This window comes from Marinobacter sp. EhC06, assembly GCF_001650915.1.
In the GTDB taxonomy this organism is placed as follows: Bacteria; Pseudomonadota; Gammaproteobacteria; order Pseudomonadales; family Oleiphilaceae; genus Marinobacter.
This window is the reverse complement of the sequence record NZ_LXYO01000023.1, coordinates 321,678-339,250: the sequence shown is the minus strand read 5'-3', so window position 1 is coordinate 339,250 and position 17,573 is coordinate 321,678. Positions and strand designations below refer to the sequence as shown.

At 58.0% G+C, this 17,573-nt stretch carries 18 protein-coding genes; 9 read left to right on the top strand and 9 right to left on the bottom strand.

Translation table 11 applies throughout. The features are described from left to right. Nucleotides 1-85 precede the first annotated feature (85 nt). Nucleotides 86-1,084, top strand: a complete 999-nt coding sequence (locus A8B84_RS11530) for an RNA polymerase sigma factor RpoD/SigA (RefSeq protein WP_064229324.1) — start codon at nt 86-88, stop codon at nt 1,082-1,084. 33 nt (nt 1,085-1,117) lie between these two features. Here A8B84_RS11530 and A8B84_RS11525 read toward each other — a convergent pair whose 3' ends face one another. From A8B84_RS11525 to pdxH, 5 genes are read right to left on the bottom strand one after another with little or no spacing between them, the layout of a single operon-like run. Further along, nucleotides 1,118-1,576 (bottom strand): DUF3429 domain-containing protein, encoded by a 459-nt coding sequence (locus A8B84_RS11525; RefSeq protein WP_064229323.1) that lies wholly within the window; start codon nt 1,574-1,576, stop codon nt 1,118-1,120. Continuing rightward, on the bottom strand, nt 1,573-1,878 hold the full coding sequence (locus tag A8B84_RS11520) for a DUF6482 family protein (protein WP_064229322.1): 306 nt from the start codon (nt 1,876-1,878) through the stop codon (nt 1,573-1,575). The genes A8B84_RS11525 and A8B84_RS11520 overlap by 4 nt, the downstream gene beginning before the upstream one ends. Nucleotides 1,879-1,935: 57 nt before the next feature. Continuing rightward, a complete protein-coding gene (locus tag A8B84_RS11515; RefSeq protein ID WP_064229321.1) occupies nt 1,936-2,517 on the bottom strand; it encodes a DNA-3-methyladenine glycosylase I in 582 nt (193 codons plus the stop codon). 33 nt (nt 2,518-2,550) lie between these two features. Further along, complete coding sequence (locus A8B84_RS11510; protein WP_064229320.1) at nt 2,551-3,309, bottom strand: 4'-phosphopantetheinyl transferase family protein; 759 nt, start codon at nt 3,307-3,309, stop codon at nt 2,551-2,553. Continuing rightward, nucleotides 3,278-3,913, bottom strand: coding sequence for a pyridoxamine 5'-phosphate oxidase (gene pdxH, locus A8B84_RS11505; protein ID WP_064229319.1), 636 nt, complete (start codon nt 3,911-3,913; stop codon nt 3,278-3,280). Before pdxH ends, A8B84_RS11510 begins: the two co-directional genes overlap by 32 nt. A gap of 165 nt (nt 3,914-4,078) precedes the next feature. Between pdxH and A8B84_RS11500 the strand changes: the two genes are divergently transcribed. Both A8B84_RS11500 and A8B84_RS11495 read left to right on the top strand, forming a co-directional pair. Further along, complete coding sequence (locus tag A8B84_RS11500; protein WP_227512803.1) at nt 4,079-5,434, top strand: MHYT domain-containing protein; 1,356 nt, start codon at nt 4,079-4,081, stop codon at nt 5,432-5,434. Between the two features lie 79 nt (nt 5,435-5,513). Then, on the top strand, nt 5,514-8,339 hold the full coding sequence (locus tag A8B84_RS11495) for a DUF748 domain-containing protein (RefSeq protein WP_064229318.1): 2,826 nt from the start codon (nt 5,514-5,516) through the stop codon (nt 8,337-8,339). A gap of 2 nt (nt 8,340-8,341) precedes the next feature. Here A8B84_RS11495 and A8B84_RS11490 read toward each other — a convergent pair whose 3' ends face one another. Next, nucleotides 8,342-9,166 (bottom strand): substrate-binding periplasmic protein, encoded by an 825-nt coding sequence (locus A8B84_RS11490; protein WP_227512800.1) that lies wholly within the window; start codon nt 9,164-9,166, stop codon nt 8,342-8,344. A 106-nt stretch (nt 9,167-9,272) separates the two neighbouring features. On the opposite strand from A8B84_RS11490, the gene yfbR reads away from it, so the two are divergent. Further along, the gene (gene yfbR / locus A8B84_RS11485) at nt 9,273-9,866 is read left to right on the top strand and encodes a 5'-deoxynucleotidase (protein WP_064229317.1); all 594 of its coding nucleotides are present in this window, start codon (nt 9,273-9,275) and stop codon (nt 9,864-9,866) included. 13 nt (nt 9,867-9,879) lie between these two features. Here the strand turns inward: yfbR and A8B84_RS11480 are convergent, their stop codons facing one another. Beyond that, nucleotides 9,880-10,914 carry an SPFH domain-containing protein gene (locus tag A8B84_RS11480; protein ID WP_064229316.1) on the bottom strand — a complete coding sequence of 345 codons (1,035 nt, stop codon included), beginning with the start codon at nt 10,912-10,914 and terminating at the stop codon, nt 9,880-9,882. Nucleotides 10,915-10,916: 2 nt separating this feature from the next. Beyond that, nucleotides 10,917-11,375: an NfeD family protein gene (locus A8B84_RS11475; RefSeq protein WP_064229315.1), complete on the bottom strand. Its 459-nt coding sequence runs from the start codon at nt 11,373-11,375 to the stop codon at nt 10,917-10,919. Nucleotides 11,376-11,580: 205 nt separating this feature from the next. Here A8B84_RS11475 and A8B84_RS11470 point away from each other — a divergent pair, with 205 nt between their 5' ends. The 3 genes from A8B84_RS11470 (at nt 11,581) to A8B84_RS11460 (ending at nt 14,432) form a co-directional block, all read left to right on the top strand. Continuing rightward, nucleotides 11,581-12,396 (top strand): SDR family NAD(P)-dependent oxidoreductase, encoded by an 816-nt coding sequence (locus tag A8B84_RS11470; RefSeq protein ID WP_064229314.1) that lies wholly within the window; start codon nt 11,581-11,583, stop codon nt 12,394-12,396. 101 nt (nt 12,397-12,497) lie between these two features. After that, entirely contained in the window at nt 12,498-13,598 is a 1,101-nt protein-coding gene (locus tag A8B84_RS11465) for a GGDEF domain-containing protein (RefSeq protein WP_064229313.1), read from the top strand. A gap of 48 nt (nt 13,599-13,646) precedes the next feature. Next, a complete protein-coding gene (locus tag A8B84_RS11460) occupies nt 13,647-14,432 on the top strand; it encodes a class II glutamine amidotransferase (protein ID WP_064229312.1) in 786 nt (261 codons plus the stop codon). A 128-nt stretch (nt 14,433-14,560) separates the two neighbouring features. Here A8B84_RS11460 and A8B84_RS11455 read toward each other — a convergent pair whose 3' ends face one another. Continuing rightward, on the bottom strand, nt 14,561-15,466 hold the full coding sequence (locus tag A8B84_RS11455; RefSeq protein WP_064229311.1) for a metal-dependent hydrolase: 906 nt from the start codon (nt 15,464-15,466) through the stop codon (nt 14,561-14,563). Nucleotides 15,467-15,691: 225 nt separating this feature from the next. On the opposite strand from A8B84_RS11455, the gene A8B84_RS11450 reads away from it, so the two are divergent. Further along, entirely contained in the window at nt 15,692-16,798 is a 1,107-nt protein-coding gene (locus A8B84_RS11450) for a helix-turn-helix domain-containing protein (protein ID WP_064229310.1), read from the top strand. 366 nt (nt 16,799-17,164) lie between these two features. Beyond that, nucleotides 17,165-17,572, top strand: a complete 408-nt coding sequence (locus A8B84_RS11440; protein WP_138103165.1) for an NINE protein — start codon at nt 17,165-17,167, stop codon at nt 17,570-17,572. Nucleotide 17,573: the final 1 nt, after the last annotated feature.

Below are 17,573 nucleotides of genomic sequence, written 5' to 3'. Positions count from 1 at the left end.
GGGTTTTTACTGACCCTCCCCCGGTAAATCCATCAGCAACAGCACGTCGTATTCCTTGGTGTAAATTCTGACCGGTACCTTAGCCATGCGAACGACCGAAAGGCTGGGACCGTCTCCGACAACGCCCAACGATGGTGAAAGGGATTCCCTGGTCGGGCTGTACTTCAGGGATGCGTCCCGGTATGAACTGCTGACAGATGAGGCTGAACGCCGCCTCTCCCGCAAACTGACACTGTGCTACCGAATCATCAGTACCGAACTGGCCTTGCCGGAGGAGACTCCGCAGACGTTCCGGGAAGTGATTGGTAGCCTTGGAGACGCTTGTGCGTTTTCCTCCCGATGTCGTCGGGCTTTCCATCTGGCGACCGCCTGTCGTCGCAAGCTGATCCAGAGCAACCTGCGCCTCGCGGTGCACATTGCCCGTCGTTACGGTCAGCACGGTATCCCCATGTCAGACCTGATTCAGGACGCCAACGTTGGCCTCATCAAGGCCGTGGAGCGTTTCGATCCTACGAAAGGCTTCCGCTTCTCGACCTACGCTTACTGGTGGATCAGTGAGGAAGTGAAGCGCTGTCTGCAGCGTGGAACCCGTTTGGTGCACACACCAGAGAATGTGGTGGACGAGATTCGTCAGCTGCACAAGGTGTCACTGAGAATGCATCAGAGCCTCGGCCGCACACCCTCGCAATCCGAGCTGGCCCGGGAGATGGAAGCCAGTCCGTCCAGGATTGGCGAATTGAGAGCGCTGGCGACCAGAGAACTGTCCACGGACGTGCCTTTGGTGGAAGATGGCTCAGTCACCCTGGGCGACAGCCTGGATGCCGGTGATCAGATGGCGCCGGATCACCCGATGTCCGACAGGGACCGGCGGCGGACCCTTAAATCCATGCTCAGCGAGCTGAGTGATCGGGAAAAGGATATTCTGTCGCGCAGGTACGGTCTGGGCTTGCCAGAGCCGGAGACCCTGCAGGTAATTTCCGATGACCTTGGTATCAGTCGTGAACGGGTGCGACAGATCGAGAAAACAGCGTTGCGGAAATTGCAGACCCGCTTTGAAACTCCCGAAGATGCCTTTGGAGCCTGATAATCCATCAGGCTCCTGATTGCCCTGAAAGCATCAGTGTGCGGCGTGGAGAAGGAAGAACCAGGCGGCCGCGGTGAGCTGGCAGACCAGTACGACCGAGGTAAGAAGAAGTCGAAGCCGCAAATACCAGGCCGGCCAGTAGACCCTCATCCAACGTGCGTCCACCAGGTAGAGTGCCAGATAGGCGCTGGTATAAAGCACAATCTGGCCGGTAACAGGCAGAAGGAGACCGACGCCCGCGGCCACAAAAAACACTTGACTGAGTAACATGGTAATCAGAGGCGAGAGGGGGTAGCAGCAGTTATCCAGCTGCATGGCAATGGGCCAGTAGACACCGGCCATGAAGGCAAGAATACCTGCGCTGTAAAGATAGAAATAGCCAACCAGTGCCACGCTGTACTGGGGCATGAAAAACAGCCCAGCCAGAAGGCCGATAAAAGGAACCAGTCCGGCGATGCCGACCAGGATGGCGAGTCTTGCTACTGCGATCACGGTTTCTGCCTCTGCACCCTGATTCGCATGGGTTCAATCTCTGAGGGATCCATGCCAACCATTTCATGGTAGGCCGAGGGGTGCACCACCTGGGTCTCCCGGATATCGAAGGAGGCCAGGGTATCCTGTATCTGCCAGGCACTCCGGAACAGGCTGGTAGTCCCGTTTTTATCGGACAGAAGAAGCAGCTGACCGTCCATACTCAGGCGGGCCATGTAATGTTGGCCCTCAAGCGAGAGGATCTCAAGCAGGTCGATAACAGGGCTCTGCAGGCGTCTGAGTTGGTCGAGGGTGATTCGCACAGTAAAGCTCCGGGGTTTGAAACACTCCAGAACTTACGACCCCCCGGCCTATTGAGATCATTGGCTCAGTAAATAGCATTGCCGGTGCTGCGGGCACTGCACCAGGTGATCGTTCACCATGCCGGTGGCCTGCATGAAGGCGTAGACAATGGTGGGGCCCACAAAGTTAAACCCGGACCGCTTCAGAGCCTTCGACATGGCCTCTGATTCGGGGGTAGTGGTGGGAACCTCGGAAAATGAACGCCAATGGTTCTGAATCGGCTGGTTCTCGACAAAGGACCAGAGGAAATCGCTGAAACCAATACCTCTGTCCAGCAGATCCAGATAGCCTCGGGCATTCTTGATCACCGACTGTACCTTCAATCGGTTGCGGATGATGCCCGGATCGGACAGCAATTCCTCGACCTTTGCTTCATCGTAGCGGACGATCTTTTCGGGGTCGAAATCGTCGTAGGCGGCGCGGTAATTGTGCTGTTTTCGAAGGATGGTGATCCAGCTCAGACCGGCCTGCTGGCCGTCCAGGCAGAGTTTTTCGAATAATGCGAGGTCATCGTATTCAGGGCGTCCCCATACGGTATCGTGATAATGCACGTATAGTGGGTCTTCGCCACACCATGGGCAGCGTTCCGGGTAATCCATAATCTGACCTGTGTTATCTGTGTCTGGCCCGAATCACGGGTTTTTGCAACGGATAGTGCGCTGGAACAGCGGCTCCCAGGAAGCCTCCATGGACTCGGCATCCACCAGGCCAAAGTCGTGTGGCGGCGGCTCAAGCAGGGTGATTTCAGGCCACACCGGCCGGCTTCCTCGAAACACCACGGTTACCAGATAGCCCTCAATGTAGCAGCAGGTGGCCTGCCAGTCCTGTTCAGGCTGGTCGCCGTACATCTCAAAGTTCTTTCGCACCTCCAGAGTCTGCAGATTGCCGGCAATGCCGCGCCCGGTCGCTTTCAGCCAGGCTTCTTTCAGGGTCCAGACCTTGAGGAAGGTATTGGAGTCGTCTTCCCGGAACAGCCATTCCTGTTCGACCGGGGAGAACCAGCGCTTCACAACCTTCTGCCATTGAGGGTGGCGCTGGCAGGGTTCCAGATCCAGTCCAATGGGTGATCCTGCATAAGTGGCGCAGGCAGAAAGACCCTGGCTATGGCTTAGAGACAGTCGCCAGCCTTCCGGTGCGCCGGACGCATTGGGGCGCCCGGATACCGGGCAGCAGAGCTCTGGCGGCATCTGGGCTGACTTGCCGATGGCCTGACGAATCAGCCAGCGGCTGGAAAGGTATTCGCGTTCCCGGGGGCCGCTGAATTTGCTCGCCGTCTGGCGTTCGTATTCTGTTAGCCAGGGCGGGTGCGCAATCTCGGGCCCGTCTGTCTGGTGGCATAGCCAGATGGCCGGCCGTGATTCAGGGCTGAAGTCGTTGGATGAGCCAGCCATCGCCGTCCCTCACATATTCAAAGCGGTCATGAAGCCGGCTGGGCCGGCCCTGCCAGAACTCAATACGGTCGGGGACGATGCGATAACCACCCCAGAAACTGGGCAAGGGCACTTCTCCATCGCTGAATTTGCGCTTGATCTCAGCCACCTTCTGTTCGAGCAGTCCTCGGGAGGTAATGGCCTTGCTCTGCTCGGAAACCCAGGCGCCAATCTGGCTGCCCCTTGGTCGCGATGCAAAGTAGCGCAGGGATTCGGCCTTGCTCACTTTCTCGACGGCGCCCTGGATCCGTACCTGTCGATTCAGTCCGATCCAGGGGAAAAGCAGGGCCGCCTGCGGGTTCTCTTCCATTTCCCGGGCCTTCCGGCTGCCGTAGTTGGTGTAGAAGACAAAACCCTGGTCGTCGAAGTACTTCAGCAATACCGTGCGCAGGTCCGGCATGCCATCCCGTCCCGTGGTCGCCAGCGACATGGCGTTGGGTTCGAGAATGCCTGCCTCCCGTGCATCTTCAAACCAGCTTTGGAACTGTCTGACCGGATTACTGTCCAGCGCATCGCGATCCAGCCCCTCACTCTCGAAATCACGACGCATATCGCCGATGTCCATAATTCTTCCTCTAGTTCGAGTTGTACTGGCACGGGATAAATACGACTCCGAAGCATATCGGGTTCAGGCCTGCCTGTCAGCGCTGCTTATGTCTGAATCGCTTACATAAATCCAACAAAAAAATGAGACCCGGTTCACAGCTGACTCGTATTTCTCCGGACGTTGATGCAGGTCAGTACCGAGCAACGGGGAAAGCTGGTCTGTTCGTACACACTGATAAAAGGTCTGAAAAAAATGATGTCCGAATACGATCTGCCCCTTGTTGTCGCGTCCTTTCTGGTCGCCGTGCTGGCTGCATACGCTGCCCTGTTTTTTGGCGCCAGGTTGACCAACGCCAAGGATAGCGAGCGTCGAAAATGGCTGTCCGCTGGCGCCTTGTTGATGGGCACGGGTGTCTGGACCATGCACTTTGTCGGGATGCGGGCCATGCCGATGGACGTAGCCATGTCGTTCGATGTCCTGATGACGGCGATTTCCTGGCTTGCCGCTGTGGTTGCCTCCGGCGTTGCACTGCACATCATCGGGCGTGACCGTCTGGGTGCGGCCCTGTTCATCGGTGCGACGCTGTCCATGGCCGGTGGCATCGTTGTCATGCATTACCTGGGAATGTATGCGATGCGAATGTCAGCGCCGCCGACATTCAATATCGGATTTCTCATCGTTTCCATCGTGATTGCTGTTGTCGCTTCCGGGGCCGCACTCGCCCTTTGCCGCAAGTTGCAACACATGGGTGGTTCCGGATCCCTGGCCATTCAGTTTGTGGCTGCCCTGGTCATGGCCGCTGCGATCTGTGGCATGCACTATACCGGCATGATGGCGATGACATTCCCTGAAGGCGCTGTACCGGCGGCGGACAATGGCCTGCGAGGCGGCTGGATGGGCATACCACTGGCCGTTTTCTGTATTGCGCTGCTCGCTGTCGCGTTGGTGGTCACTGTTAGGGACGTGAAACACCAGCGTGAACTTGCGGTGTTCAAGGCAGAAGAAGACCAGCGGGTGGCAGAACTTGCTTTCACCGATGCTGTCACCGGGCTGCCGAATCGTTCAGCGCTGGAACAACGGCTGCTGGATATCCTTGCCCGGGACGACGCAGGTGGCAACCCGTTTGCCCTGATTTATCTGGACATTGCCAACTTCCGTGAGCTTTCCACTGGCATGGGTGACGAATCGTTGAATGCGGTGGTCAGGGAAATCAGTGCAGCACTGCAGGATCAGATGTCGGAGCAGGTGTTCCTGGCCCGGTACTCGGCCAGCGCCTTCTTCGCCCTGGTGCCGGATCATGAGGACAGTCAGCACGCGTTCATGTACAAGCGGCTCCGGCAGATCGATGAGCGCATCGGGACTCCGTCGATGCCGGTTACCTGGCGCGCCGGCCAGTCCGCTTATCCGATAACTGGGAATTCGACGCGTAAGCTGATGCGTGCAGCCATGGTGCCGAGAGACCTGAACGAGATTGGCCAGTTTACAGACATGGTTTCTGACCCGGAACTGGTTTTGCCGGGTCATAACCGCCACAGCTGACAAAATGGCACCAGGCCGACTATCCTTGTGAACAGGCAGGTGGGCAAGATTGCCCCGGGAATCCGCCGTTTATAAGGAGATGTCCGTGGCTCAGAGCCGTAAGCGCAGTCGCATGTCCAGGAATCTGTTGATTGGATTCCTGGCGCTTCTGATTTTGTACACCCTGGCAGGTTTCCTGCTTCTTCCCTGGTGGTTGGAGCGGCTGGTGCCGGAGCAGCTGGACCAGCGGATGGGCTGGCAGGCAGAAATTACCGATATCCGTACCAATCCCTTCACCCTGCGGGTCGAAGCACTGGGCCTGTCGGCGGCCGACACGGATGGCGAGCAAGTAATTGCCTTTGATCGGCTGATGGTGGACATGAATTTTTTCCAGCTGGTTCGTGGTATTGCCGGTTTTGAAGCAATTCAACTGGACGAGCCTTACGTTCGGGTGGATCTGCTGGAGGACTACAGCGTTAATTTCGCCAGGGACTGGCAGGCGGCCAATCCGGAGTCTGCTCAGGAAGAGCCGGCCGCGGCGCAAACGGAGGAAAACTCTGGTCCACCCAGGCTCTATTTTGAGCAAATTGCGCTGAACGGCGGCGAAATGCTGTTTCGGGATTTCACCAAAGAGGAAATGGCGGAGTTTCGGATAACCCCACTGGACCTGACCCTGAACGACCTCGCCACCTGGCGCCGGGAGGGACAGGATAGCGACTATTCCCTGCTGGCGGCTTTGGGTAGTCAGACCATCGAGTGGCAAGGTGATCTGAGTGTCGCACCCTTCTACTCCAACGGTACCCTCAAGGTGTCCGCCGTGGGTTATGAAACCCTGGCCCATTTTCTCGCGCCGTTTTTCCCCTATGACCTGCGTGGTGGCAGCGTCACCCTCAGCTCAGACTATGAAATCCAGGCCGGTGACGCCTTTTACCTGGAGACAACCAATGGTCAGCTGCAACTCGACAATCTCGCAGTCGCCCTGGATGAGCAGAGTGAACAAGCCAGGTTGAACAACGGCATGCTGTTTGTGGATGCCATCGGTTTTGACCTTAACCGGCGGGAAGTCCGTATTGGCCAGGTTTCTCTGGACAACCTGGATCTCGCCATGGCGCGGAGTGCGACCGGAGAGATCGACTGGCTGGCGCCGCTGGCATCCGATGACGGTGAAGCTGCAAGCAACGGCGAAGCTTCTTCCGGCGGGGAGCCGTTCCGTTGGTCAGTAGCGGGCATCACGCTCTCCGGAGGGCGGGTTCTCTGGCAGGACAGTCAGCCTGAGACTGCGGCTGAAATTGCCCTTGAACAGCTCTCGGTTTCAATTGGCGAACTCAGCCACCAACTTGAGGAGCCGGTAACCTACAAGGTGGCCGGAAGGCTGGCCAGTGGCGGGCAAGTTTCACTGAACGGCCAGGTAACCCCTGCGCCGTTTACGTTGGAGGCTGCCATTTCCGGTAGCGATGTGTCTCTGGCTGCCTTCGAGCCTTACGTTCAGGAAGGCGCCAATCTTGCCATAACCAACGGCACTCTGGGGCTGGATGGCAACCTGGATCTCGACGGTCAGCAGGACCCTCTCACCGGCACCTTTAGCGGTACTGCGGAAGTGGCCGGCCTTGACCTGAAGCTGCCTGACAGTTCCGGATCTCTGGTGTCATGGCAAACCCTGCGCCTGGCGCCGATTGAATACAACGTCCATCCCGCTCGGCTGGAAATCGGCACTGTGACCCTGGCACAGCCGGTTATCAACATCGTCCGAAATACCGACAGTGTCCATAACGTGGAGCGTATTGCCAGGACAACCGGGTCCGCCGAAGAACAAGCGCCGGCAACGGGCGCTCAGGGCGCGGGCGATTCCGAGCCGGAGTTCATTTTCCGGATTGGCCAGCTGATGCTCGAAAATGGCCAACTGGCATACACCGATCGAACTCTGGACCCGGCCTTCACCACGTCGTTTGATGAGCTGAATGGCAGCGTTACCGGGCTGAGTAACATTTCCCCGCAGCAGGGTAAGGTCTCCATCCGGGGCCGGGTCGGCGGCGTCGCCGATCTGGACTTTGAAGGCACCATTGGTACCCTCGGCACCGAGGACGTCAGCGACCTCCAGCTGATGATGCAGGATGTTTCGCTGCCGGCGCTATCGCCTTATTTCGGACGGTACCTGGGCTATGGCGTGGACAGTGGCAAGCTGAATCTCAATTTGGATTACGAAATTGCCGGCTCACGAATTGATGCAACCAATATGGTGGTGATGGATCGGCTTGAGCTGGGGTCCGCCATAGCCAGCGATCAGGCCGTCAATGCTCCGGTCAAGCTGGGTCTTGCCCTTTTGAGGGATAGCAAAGGCGTGATCGAGGTGGACCTGCCCATCAGTGGGGACCTGTCCGACCCGGACTTCAGGGTTGGCCAGGTGGTGATGCGGGCCTTTGTGAACCTGTTGGCGAAGGCGGCGGCGTCACCCTTCAGCATGCTTGGCTCGATTGCCGAGCTGGCCGGCCTGAGTGGTGAAGAGCTGGGCAAGGTGAGTTTTATTCCCGGCAGTATCCAGTTGGCTGAAGGCGAGGCGGAAAAGCTGGCGGCATTGGCAGACGCGCTGCTGGAACGGCCGGACCTGTTGCTGAACATTCGGGGCAACGTTGAGCCCCAGGCAGACGGACTTGCGCTATTGCGGGACGATCTGACCGCCGGCGGTAAGCAAGAACTGTCTGAGGAGGCATGGCAGGAGGCCCGTGAAGCTTACCTGGCCGGTGAGCGCTCACTGGCGCCAGAGGCGTTGAGCAACCTGGCGTCCTCGCGAGGCGTAACCCTGCGCAATGTCCTGCAGCAAACCCACGGGGTACCCGCGGATCAGTTATTCCTGCTGGATCCAGCCCGCAATGCGGAAGTGGGAGGTGAGGGTAACGTTGTCGTCGCGTTCAACCTGGATGTTCGTTGAATTCAGGGGGCCTCGAAACCGGTCAGAAAACCGGCCGGCAACTGCAGCCCCCAGTTTTCAACGAGTTGCCGGTATCGACCGTTGTCCACCAGCGGCGCCAGCAGTCGCAGCATCTCGTCTGCGCTCGCAGCCCCGTCCTTGCGGGCGATGATGCTGAGCTGATAGCGCTGGTCCGGTTCATTTGAGATCAGTAATTTGTCCCAGTCCTCCGGATGCCGGGCCAGGTGCCGCTGCAGGTAGGAGTAGCTGACGATGGCGACCTCCGCAACTGACGGCCGGTCTGCCTTGATCAGCTTGATGTTACGGGTGTGGCTGTCGGAAAACTCGATGTTGAATCTCTGCTCCAGCACGGAATTGTCGGTTTCATACCCGGTAAAACCATAGTGATAGCCTGAAATGGCGACGATAGATCGGCTTTTCAGGTCGTCAAAGAATGAGGAATCTCTACCGGGCTTCTTGAGAGCGACATACAGTTCTTCGTCGGCCAGGATCGGGCGGCTGATGTCCACCTCCTTCTCTGTCCAGCCCCAGTCGGGGCTTTCAAAGAAGATGACGTCGTAGAGGCCGGCATCGAAATCCAGGTATCGTCGCTTGGGTGAGGTATGAAAGACCCGGAAGGATATCGTTGGGTGGGCTTGCTCAAGTTCCTGCAGCAGGTCTCCGAGCATGCCTGTGGCTTCACCGCTGTTGCCAACACTGGCGATTGGGGGAAAGTGGTAAACGCCCACAGTGATTTCGGTTTCTTTTGCATAAACCGGCGCCGTTGCCAGCATAATAGCTGCAGCAAGGATGGCCAGTAGTTTCCGAATATGGGCTTTGGTGGACACGGTATCCCCGGTTATGTAACAAATGAATACGCATTCAGAATAGCACGGGGATTTTGTGCACCTGAAGCAAAAGATTATGAACTTATGCAAAACAGGTATGTAAGTGATGGGTAACGTTGCCAGCCATTTTTTCGCCTATGTTTCCCGTCTGCGCTGGATCAAGCGTTGGGGGCTGATGCGAAATGCAATTGAGGAAAATGTGGCTACCCATTCCTGGGAGGTGGCGACCCTCGCCCACGCCCTTGCCATTATTCGCAATCGGCATTTCGGTGGCCAGGTGAACACCGACCGCATTGCGGCGGCAGCGCTCTACCATGATGCGACGGAAGTAATTACCGGCGATATGCCAACACCGGTGAAATACCATTCGAAGGTGATGCGTGAGGCGTTCGGGGATATCGAGCACAAGGCCGAGGCCGAATTGTTGGCACTGCTGCCGGAGGATCTGCGGGAGGATTTTTCACCCTACGTTCGGGAATCGCAGCTACCGGCAGAAGACAAGGAACTGATCAAGGCCGCCGACAGGCTGTCGGCGTGGCTCAAGTGCCAGGCGGAGATCCGCGCCGGCAACAAGGAATTCGAGCCGGCCGCCCGGCAGATCCGCCAGCGGTTGGACGCAGACGGACTGCCAGAGGTTGCTTATTTTCTGAAGGTGTTTGCCCCCAGTTACGAGCAACCTCTGGACAACCTGCTGGGGTGAAAGCCGTCAGGGCTTAACTGTTACCTGCAGATCCAACCAGCCCGCCACGCAGACCATCGCGCTGCAAATGCTGGCGAACGGTGTCCTCGGGGTTGCCGGCCAGTTCCCGGAACATGCCCATGGAGCCCAGCAGCGCTGAGGATTCATAGGGCACGAACACCCGCTCTCCCTCTTTCGCCATATTCGGCAGAACCTTGATGTAGCTCTGGCCCAGCAGGTAGCCAATAACCGTCTGTTTGTTTTCCTCGGAGTCACCCATGGCACTGAGTACCAATCGAATGGATTCCTGTTCGCCCTGGGCGCGGAGAATGGCCGATTCCTTGTCGCCCTGGGCGTTGAGAATGGCGGACTCCCGCTGGCCCTGGGCCATGGCGATGGCTGCTGACTTTTCACCCTCGGCCTCGGTCACCGTGGCCCGGCGCTTGCGCTCCGCAGCCATCTGCAAGCGCATGGCTTCTTCCACTTCTTCCGGCATGCTGATGTCCTGGACCTCCACCCGGGTAAGCTTGACGCCCCACTTGGAAGCGGCCTCTTCCATCTCTGCCTGGATAGCGTTGTTCACCTCGCTGCGGGATTCAAACAGCTTGTCCAGCTCCATCTTGCCCACTACCGAGCGCAGGGTGGTTTTTGCCAGAACTTCCACCGCCTGGCTCATGTTGGCCACTTCATAAACAGCCCGGCGTGGGTCGATGATCTGGTAGTAGAGGGCGCCGTTGATCTTCACCGTCACGTTGTCGGTGGTCACGACCGGCTGGCCCGGGAAGTCCATAACCGTTTCCCGGCGGTCAATCCGGACCTCATCGCTCATCACCGGATGATAATCCTCGCCCATGCGCACGTAGCGGATCATGGTGATCGGCCGTGGCCGCTCGATGAAGGGAATGATGATGTTCACACCGCTTTCGAGGATCCGGTTGAACGAACCGAGGCGCTCAATGACCATAACCTCGGATTGGCGCACGATGACCAGACCCTTGGCAATGATGAAAATGCCAATGGCGACTACGATCAGACTGATAACCAGTCCGGGTGAAAGATACTGTTCCATGCTTACTGTTCCTTGTGTGTGATCGTCTCAACAACGGCGGTCGTGCCGTCAAACTGTTTGAAAATGACGTCGGTTCCTTCCGGAAGGTCGGTTTCTCCGGTGTCAGTCACTCGCAGGCGATAGAAATCGCCATTGACCTTGATGCCCGTGGCACCGTCGAAATCCCGCTTCAGGGTCTGGTAACGCCGGCCCTGCTCCACGCCCGTACCGGTTGTGCCATAAGCGACGCCCTTCGGTGAGAAGCGCGGCCGGATCCAGCGAATGGCGACAGGCACCAGGATTCCCGAGAACAGCCCCATACCGGCCAGCTGCCATTCGAATGGTACGCCCAGAAAGGCCAGAAGCGCGGTCAGCGCGGCCGCAATGCCCAGCGCCAGAAGTAACAGGACACCAGAGGCCAGTTCAGCCAGGCTCAGCACCAAGGCCAGGATCAGCCAGAAATGCGTAAGACTCCATTCCATACAGAAAATCCACAGGTTCGGGGGAGGTAGAGGGCCGGTGTCGCGCACCGGCCAACGGCAACGGATTGTACCGGAAACCGGGTGCCCCGTCAGAGGGTGGCCGGAATGCCATGTGGCCTGGTTCACTAAAGCCATATCCCGCCAGCAGGCAATTGTTAGAGTATCTGCTTTAATTGATGTGCCTACAATTAAGAGGTCTGTGACCATGAAAAATCTGAAGAACAAAGTTGCCGTTGTTACCGGTGCCGGTTCGGGTATCGGCCGCGCGCTCGCCAGATCGCTGGCGGACCGGGGCTGCCGGCTGGCGCTGTCTGACGTCAATGAGGCAGGCCTTGCGGAAACCGCGGAAGCGCTTAACAACGCCGATGTAAAGACCTACCGGCTGGATGTGTCTGATCGTGATGCCATCTTTGCCCATGCCGAGGAGGTTGTGAAAGATTTCGGTCAGGTCAATCTGGTCATCAACAACGCGGGCGTTGCCCTGTCTGCCACGGTGCGTGAGATGACCGACGAAGACTTCAAATGGGTCATGGACATTGATTTCTGGGGCGTTGCCCACGGCACACGGGCGTTCCTGCCCCATCTGATTGCCTCGGGCGATGGCCATGTGGTGAACGTGTCCAGTGTGTTTGGCCTGATCGGAGTGCCCAAGCAGAGCGCCTACAACGCCGCCAAGTTTGCGGTGCGCGGATTCACCGAAGCCCTGCGCCAGGAAATGAAGCTGGAGAACCAGCTGGTGGCAGTAAGCTGCGTGCACCCTGGTGGCATCCGCACCAACATTGCCAATGCAGCGCGCATGGGCAAGTCCGAGAACGCGGTCGCCCAGCGTAAAGGTTTCGATAAACTCGCCATGACCACGCCCGAGAAAGCCGCAGAAACCATTGTAAAAGGCATCCTCAAGAATGAGTCCCGTATTCTGGTAGGCCCGGACGCCTGGGGTATTGACGCGATCAACCGCCTGCTGGGTTCTGCTTACCAGCCGCTGGTGGAGCGTTTCTCCCGCAAGAACCTCTATATCTGAAGACTCGATGCGTGCGGCGGGCCTGAAGCTTGGGCTCGCTGTACGTTTTACAAACAGTTTTTCGGGGCTATACTCGGAGGCTGATCCAAGGAAGAGTCAGCATGAATACGCCTCACCATTCTGACCTGGGGGCCACTCTGGAACAGAGTCGCTCGGGTCTGCGCGACAGCCATCGCCGCTCACTGATGCGGCTGCTTTTTCTGATCACCGGCTCGGCTCTGGTGATTTTTGCTTGCCTGCAGTTTCTCAATGGCTACCCCTGGGTGGCGGTTGCTGAGCTGTTTGCCAGCACTTTGCTTTTTTTCGGCGTCTGGCGCCTGAAATCCACTCCTCATCTGCAGCAGTGGGTCTATGCCTATCTGGTGCCTTTGTTCGCGTTCTTCCTGGTGATCATGCTGTTACCGGAAGCCTCGGTGTCCGCTTTCGTCTGGGTGCTGATGATGCCGGTTCTCGCCTACCTGTTGCTTGGCAAGAAAGAAGGCATGATTCTCAGCGCACCCTTCATGCTCGTCGGGGGCGTTATCTATTACATTCACCTTGGTCAGGTCGGCAGCCCCCACGCGATGATCGATCTGCTCAACATGGTGTTGTGCGGTGCACTGATGCTGGCCTTCATTCACCTGTATGAGGTGCGCCGCGAAGAGTCCGAGCAGCGCCTGGTGGACATGGCCCAGACTGACGCACTGACCGGCCTCGCCAATCGCAGCAACTTCCAGGGTACGTTGAATCGCACCATTGCCGAGTGCGATCGCAGTGGAGCCGGTTTTGCCCTGGTGGTGATGGACATTGACCACTTCAAGGTCGTTAACGACACCCTGGGCCATGAGGCAGGAGACTTTGTTCTGAAGAACATCAGCCGATGCCTGACCGAACGGCTGAGAAGCACCGATTTTGTCGGCCGCCTGGGTGGTGAGGAGTTCGGCCTGATCCTGAGGGATGTGAAGCCGGCCGATGCGTTTGTCCTGATGGACGAGCTGCGCCAGCGGATCTCTGATCGGGAGCTGCCCTATGGCGATGCCCGCATCCGGGTAACCGCCTCCTTCGGGATTGCCCAGTGGCCAGACCATGGTCGCGAGGCCGAAAGCCTGTTCCGGGTTGCCGATCGGTGGCTATACAGTGGCAAGCGAGCGGGGCGGAATCGGGTTGTAGGGGCTGGCCATAACCCCCGTCAGCTTGAGATTCTGACTGTCGAAGCCGGCTGATTCCGGTATTCTTGAGACAGTCATTCTCCTGCAAGATTGAAGTAGCCCATGTGTGAACTGCTGGCCATGAGCGCCAATACGCCGACTGACCTGTGTTTCAGTTTCACCGGCCTGACCCGTCGGGGTGGGCAGACCGGCCCCCACAAGGACGGCTGGGGAGTGGCCTTCTACGAAGGCAAAGGCGTCCGGGCCTTCCACGACGCCGATGCCAGCGCCAGTTCCCGAATCGCAGAAGTCGTCCAGACCCACCCGATCAAAAGCGAAGTGGCCATCTGCCACATTCGCCAGGCCAACGTCGGCGACATCTGCCTGGCCAACACCCACCCTTTCATGCGCGAACTCTGGGGCCGTTACTGGGTGTTCGCCCACAACGGCCAGCTCTCCGGCTTCCGTTCGACTCCGGGGTTCTACGAGCCGGTCGGAACCACCGACAGCGAAGCCCTGTTCTGCGATATCCTCAACCACCTGCGCAGCCATTGTGACCGGAACACCCCCACCGACGACATCACCGATCGGTTGGTGCGCTTGTCGAAGGCTTACGCCAGCCAGGGCGTGTTCAACCTCCTGCTGAGCAACGGCGACTGGCTATTCACCTACTGCACCACCAAAATGGCCAGCATTACCAGAAGGGCGCCGTTTGGTCCCGCCCGTTTGAAAGACGCGGACGTGACGGTGGACTTTGAATCGGAGACCACGCCGAACGACATTGTCAGCGTGATCGTGACCGAACCGCTGACTACAGATGAAAAATGGGATGTCTACCAGCCGGGCGAATGGCGGTTATGGAAGAAAGGAGAAGTCATTCGATCTGGAGTTGCCATAACGGGCGTCTGACCTTGGCCAGATCAAGCGGATGAGTGGGTGGGGAGGCCTTTGTGCAGGGAAAAAGATGTCTGAGCGCAGCGAGTTGTTTTTCCCGGAACAAAGGCCTCCCCACCTGCTTGTCCGCGTAACTCCGAAGATTACTGCAGAGTTCGGCGATTACCCTTCTGATACTGCGGTGCGATGTGTGACTGAATTTCTTCCTTGAAACGGGCAATCAGGTCGCTGTTGTCGTGATCCCAGGGGTGGAAGCCGGGTTTGAAATACTCCAGCCATGTGGGAATCAGGCTTGAGAAGGTGCCGTTTACGCCCCAGAGTCGCCACAGACCGGTGGCGGTGTCTTTCAAAGAGAAGTTCTTGCGGTCGTTCAGCATCATCCGGCTGGTGAAATAGGTGCTCATCACGCCCAGTGCGGCGGTGCTGAACATGAGATAAAAGGCCCTCTCGGCATAGGTGCCGCCCGCCGCCTGGAACACATCGTAGGCAACCGCCTTGTGCTCGGTTTCTTCAATCGCGTGCCAAACCCACAGCGGACGCATGGATTCATCCATGTCCTGGCGCACATCGTCACGCTCCAGCAACATGTCGGCCATCATGGCGGTCAGGTGTTCCAGCGCACAGGTGATGGCCAATTGGTGGCGTTTGGGCAGTTTCTTTGCGATTCCCAGAACCACTTCCAGGTGTTTTTCCAGTTCTTCCACCGGCATGCCCTGGTCGCGAACGTGCTGGTTCATAGCGATGTGCTCCAGGGAGTGCATCGCCTCCTGGCCGATGAACCCGCGTATCTCTTCCTTCAGCTTGGGATCTGAGATCTGGTCCCGGAACGCTCTTACCGAATCCACGAAGAACTGCTCGCCCTGCGGAAACAGGACCGAGAGCGCATTCATGATGTGGCTGATGGTGTAGCTGTTATCGACCCAGTAACGGGGCACCTGCTCACCGAACTCAAACCCCATGCGCTGGGCTGCGATGGTGACGTTGTCGGGTGTGTTGGAGGCTCTGTTGACCGGAGCCGTCTTCTTTTCTGCGGTTTTGCTGCTCAGCATCTGCGTACTCCTCACTCTGGCTGATGTCATGGCTCCAGTGTGGGGCAGTCAATGTCTGGCAGGAATGCGCAAAGGGGACGGTGGTCGATCAGGATGGGACACGGGCTGGAAATTGATTGGCCATGCTGACGGCGACCCGGGTGTGCCGGGCCCCACTGTTCCGGCGGGAGGCATCTGATAGAGTCAGCTGAAGTGCTACAGCCAACTCAATAATAAGGATTGCCAATGAGCGCAACTGGTCCGGACAAAGAACGGCAGATGCTGGGATTGTTCCTGGTGCCGGGCGCTTACCTGCGGGTTCTGGCCGAGACCGTCCGGCAACTGGGCTATAACGACCGGCTACTCTTTGAAGGCCTGGATTTCACCCCGGACGATCTCAAGTCCAACGACAGCCGGGTGTTTGTCACCGATGCCATCATCATGGCCAAGCGGGCAGTGAACCTGGCCGGTCAGGATGGTCTCAGCTTTATGCTGGCCCGGGAGTTGCGGCTGACAATCCACGGGACCCTGGGCTTCGCGGCCCTCACCAGCCCCACTTTCGCCGATGCCCTGGATTCTGTGCGCCGATACCTGCATCTGCGGGTGCCGTTTCTCAGTATGAGCCAGTCCGAAGCGGGGGATCAGGTGCTGGTAAAACTCTGCACCGAATTCGAAGTGCCCGGCCTTTATCCGTTTCTGGCCGAGACCGTCAGCGCCACCCTGATCCTGCTGACCGAACAGCTCCTGGACCGGGAGGACGCGGCCAAACACGGCTTTGCCCTGGAAGACGGCAAACTGCCAGGTGTCACCGTTCGCCTGAGTGCTCCGGAGCCGCCCTGGTACCAGCGGTTTGCCGACCAGCTTCCGGTTCGGTTCGAGTACGGCCAGCCCGACGAAATGATGGTGTTCCCTCGGGAGCTTCTCAATGTGCGCATGCGTCTGGCCGATGCCGAAGCCTCCCGTATGGCCCGTGACCAGTGCGAGTTCGAGCTGCAAAAGGCCCTGAAGGAACAGGGTGACATCGTCCTGGCGATCCGCAATATGCTCCGGATGATGCCGGGCCCCTTGCCGTCACTGGAAGCCATGGCCGAGCGTTTCTGCGTCTCGTCCCGAACCCTGAAACGCCGGCTGGCGGACCGGGATACCAGCTATCGGGAAATTGTCGAATCTGTACTGAAAGACCGGGCGATCCAGTTGCTCCGGTATACAAACCAATCGGTCAGCGAGATTGCCTACGAGCTGGGCTATGCGGACCTTTCCAACTTCAGCCGGGCCTTCCGGAAGTGGACCGGGAAGTCGGCCAGCGAGTTTCGCGAGGGTGGGCCGGATCCTGCTCCGGAGGTTGGTCCCTGATTTTTGGGGCCTCCTGGTTTGGAGCGTGGTCGCAGGGCGGGGCATAAATTTTCAGGGTAAAAAGCAACTCGCTTCGCTCAGACATCTTTTTCCCCTGAAAATTTATGCCCCACCCCACGCCCTGCTGACAGACGAGATTGCCGTCTTATTTTTTATTGCTCTGTCTTAATTTGCTTTTCGTTTCCTATGCCACAATGGTTCGACGGACGGGGGGAAGGAATATTTTCCCGACAGGAAAAAGATGTCTGAGCGCAGCGAGTTGTTTTTCCCGAGGGAAAATATTCCTTCCCCCCGGCCAGCCCCCAGCACATGCAGGCTAGGGTTATAGTGTAAATCAGCTACGAACCCAGAAGGATGAGAACGAACATGACAGATCGCCCAGACACCCATAGCAAACTGATCGGCTACCTGCTCTGGATCTTCGGATTCCTGGGCTCACACCGGTTTTACTACGGCAAACCCGTTACCGGCACCATCTGGTTTTTTACCCTGGGGCTGCTATTCATCGGCTGGATCATCGACCTGTTCCTGATCCCGGCCATGGACCGGGAGGCGGATCTTCGGTTCCGGGAAGGTGAGGTCAGCTACAACATAAGCTGGATCCTGCTGACCTTCCTGGGGGTGTTCGGGATTCATCGGATGTACATGGGCAAGTGGATTACCGGCATCATCTATCTGTTTACCGGCGGCCTGTTCCTGATCGGTGTGCTGTATGACTTCTGGACCCTGAACAACCAGATTTCCATCCGCAACGAAGAGCGCCGCTTCGGCTGAT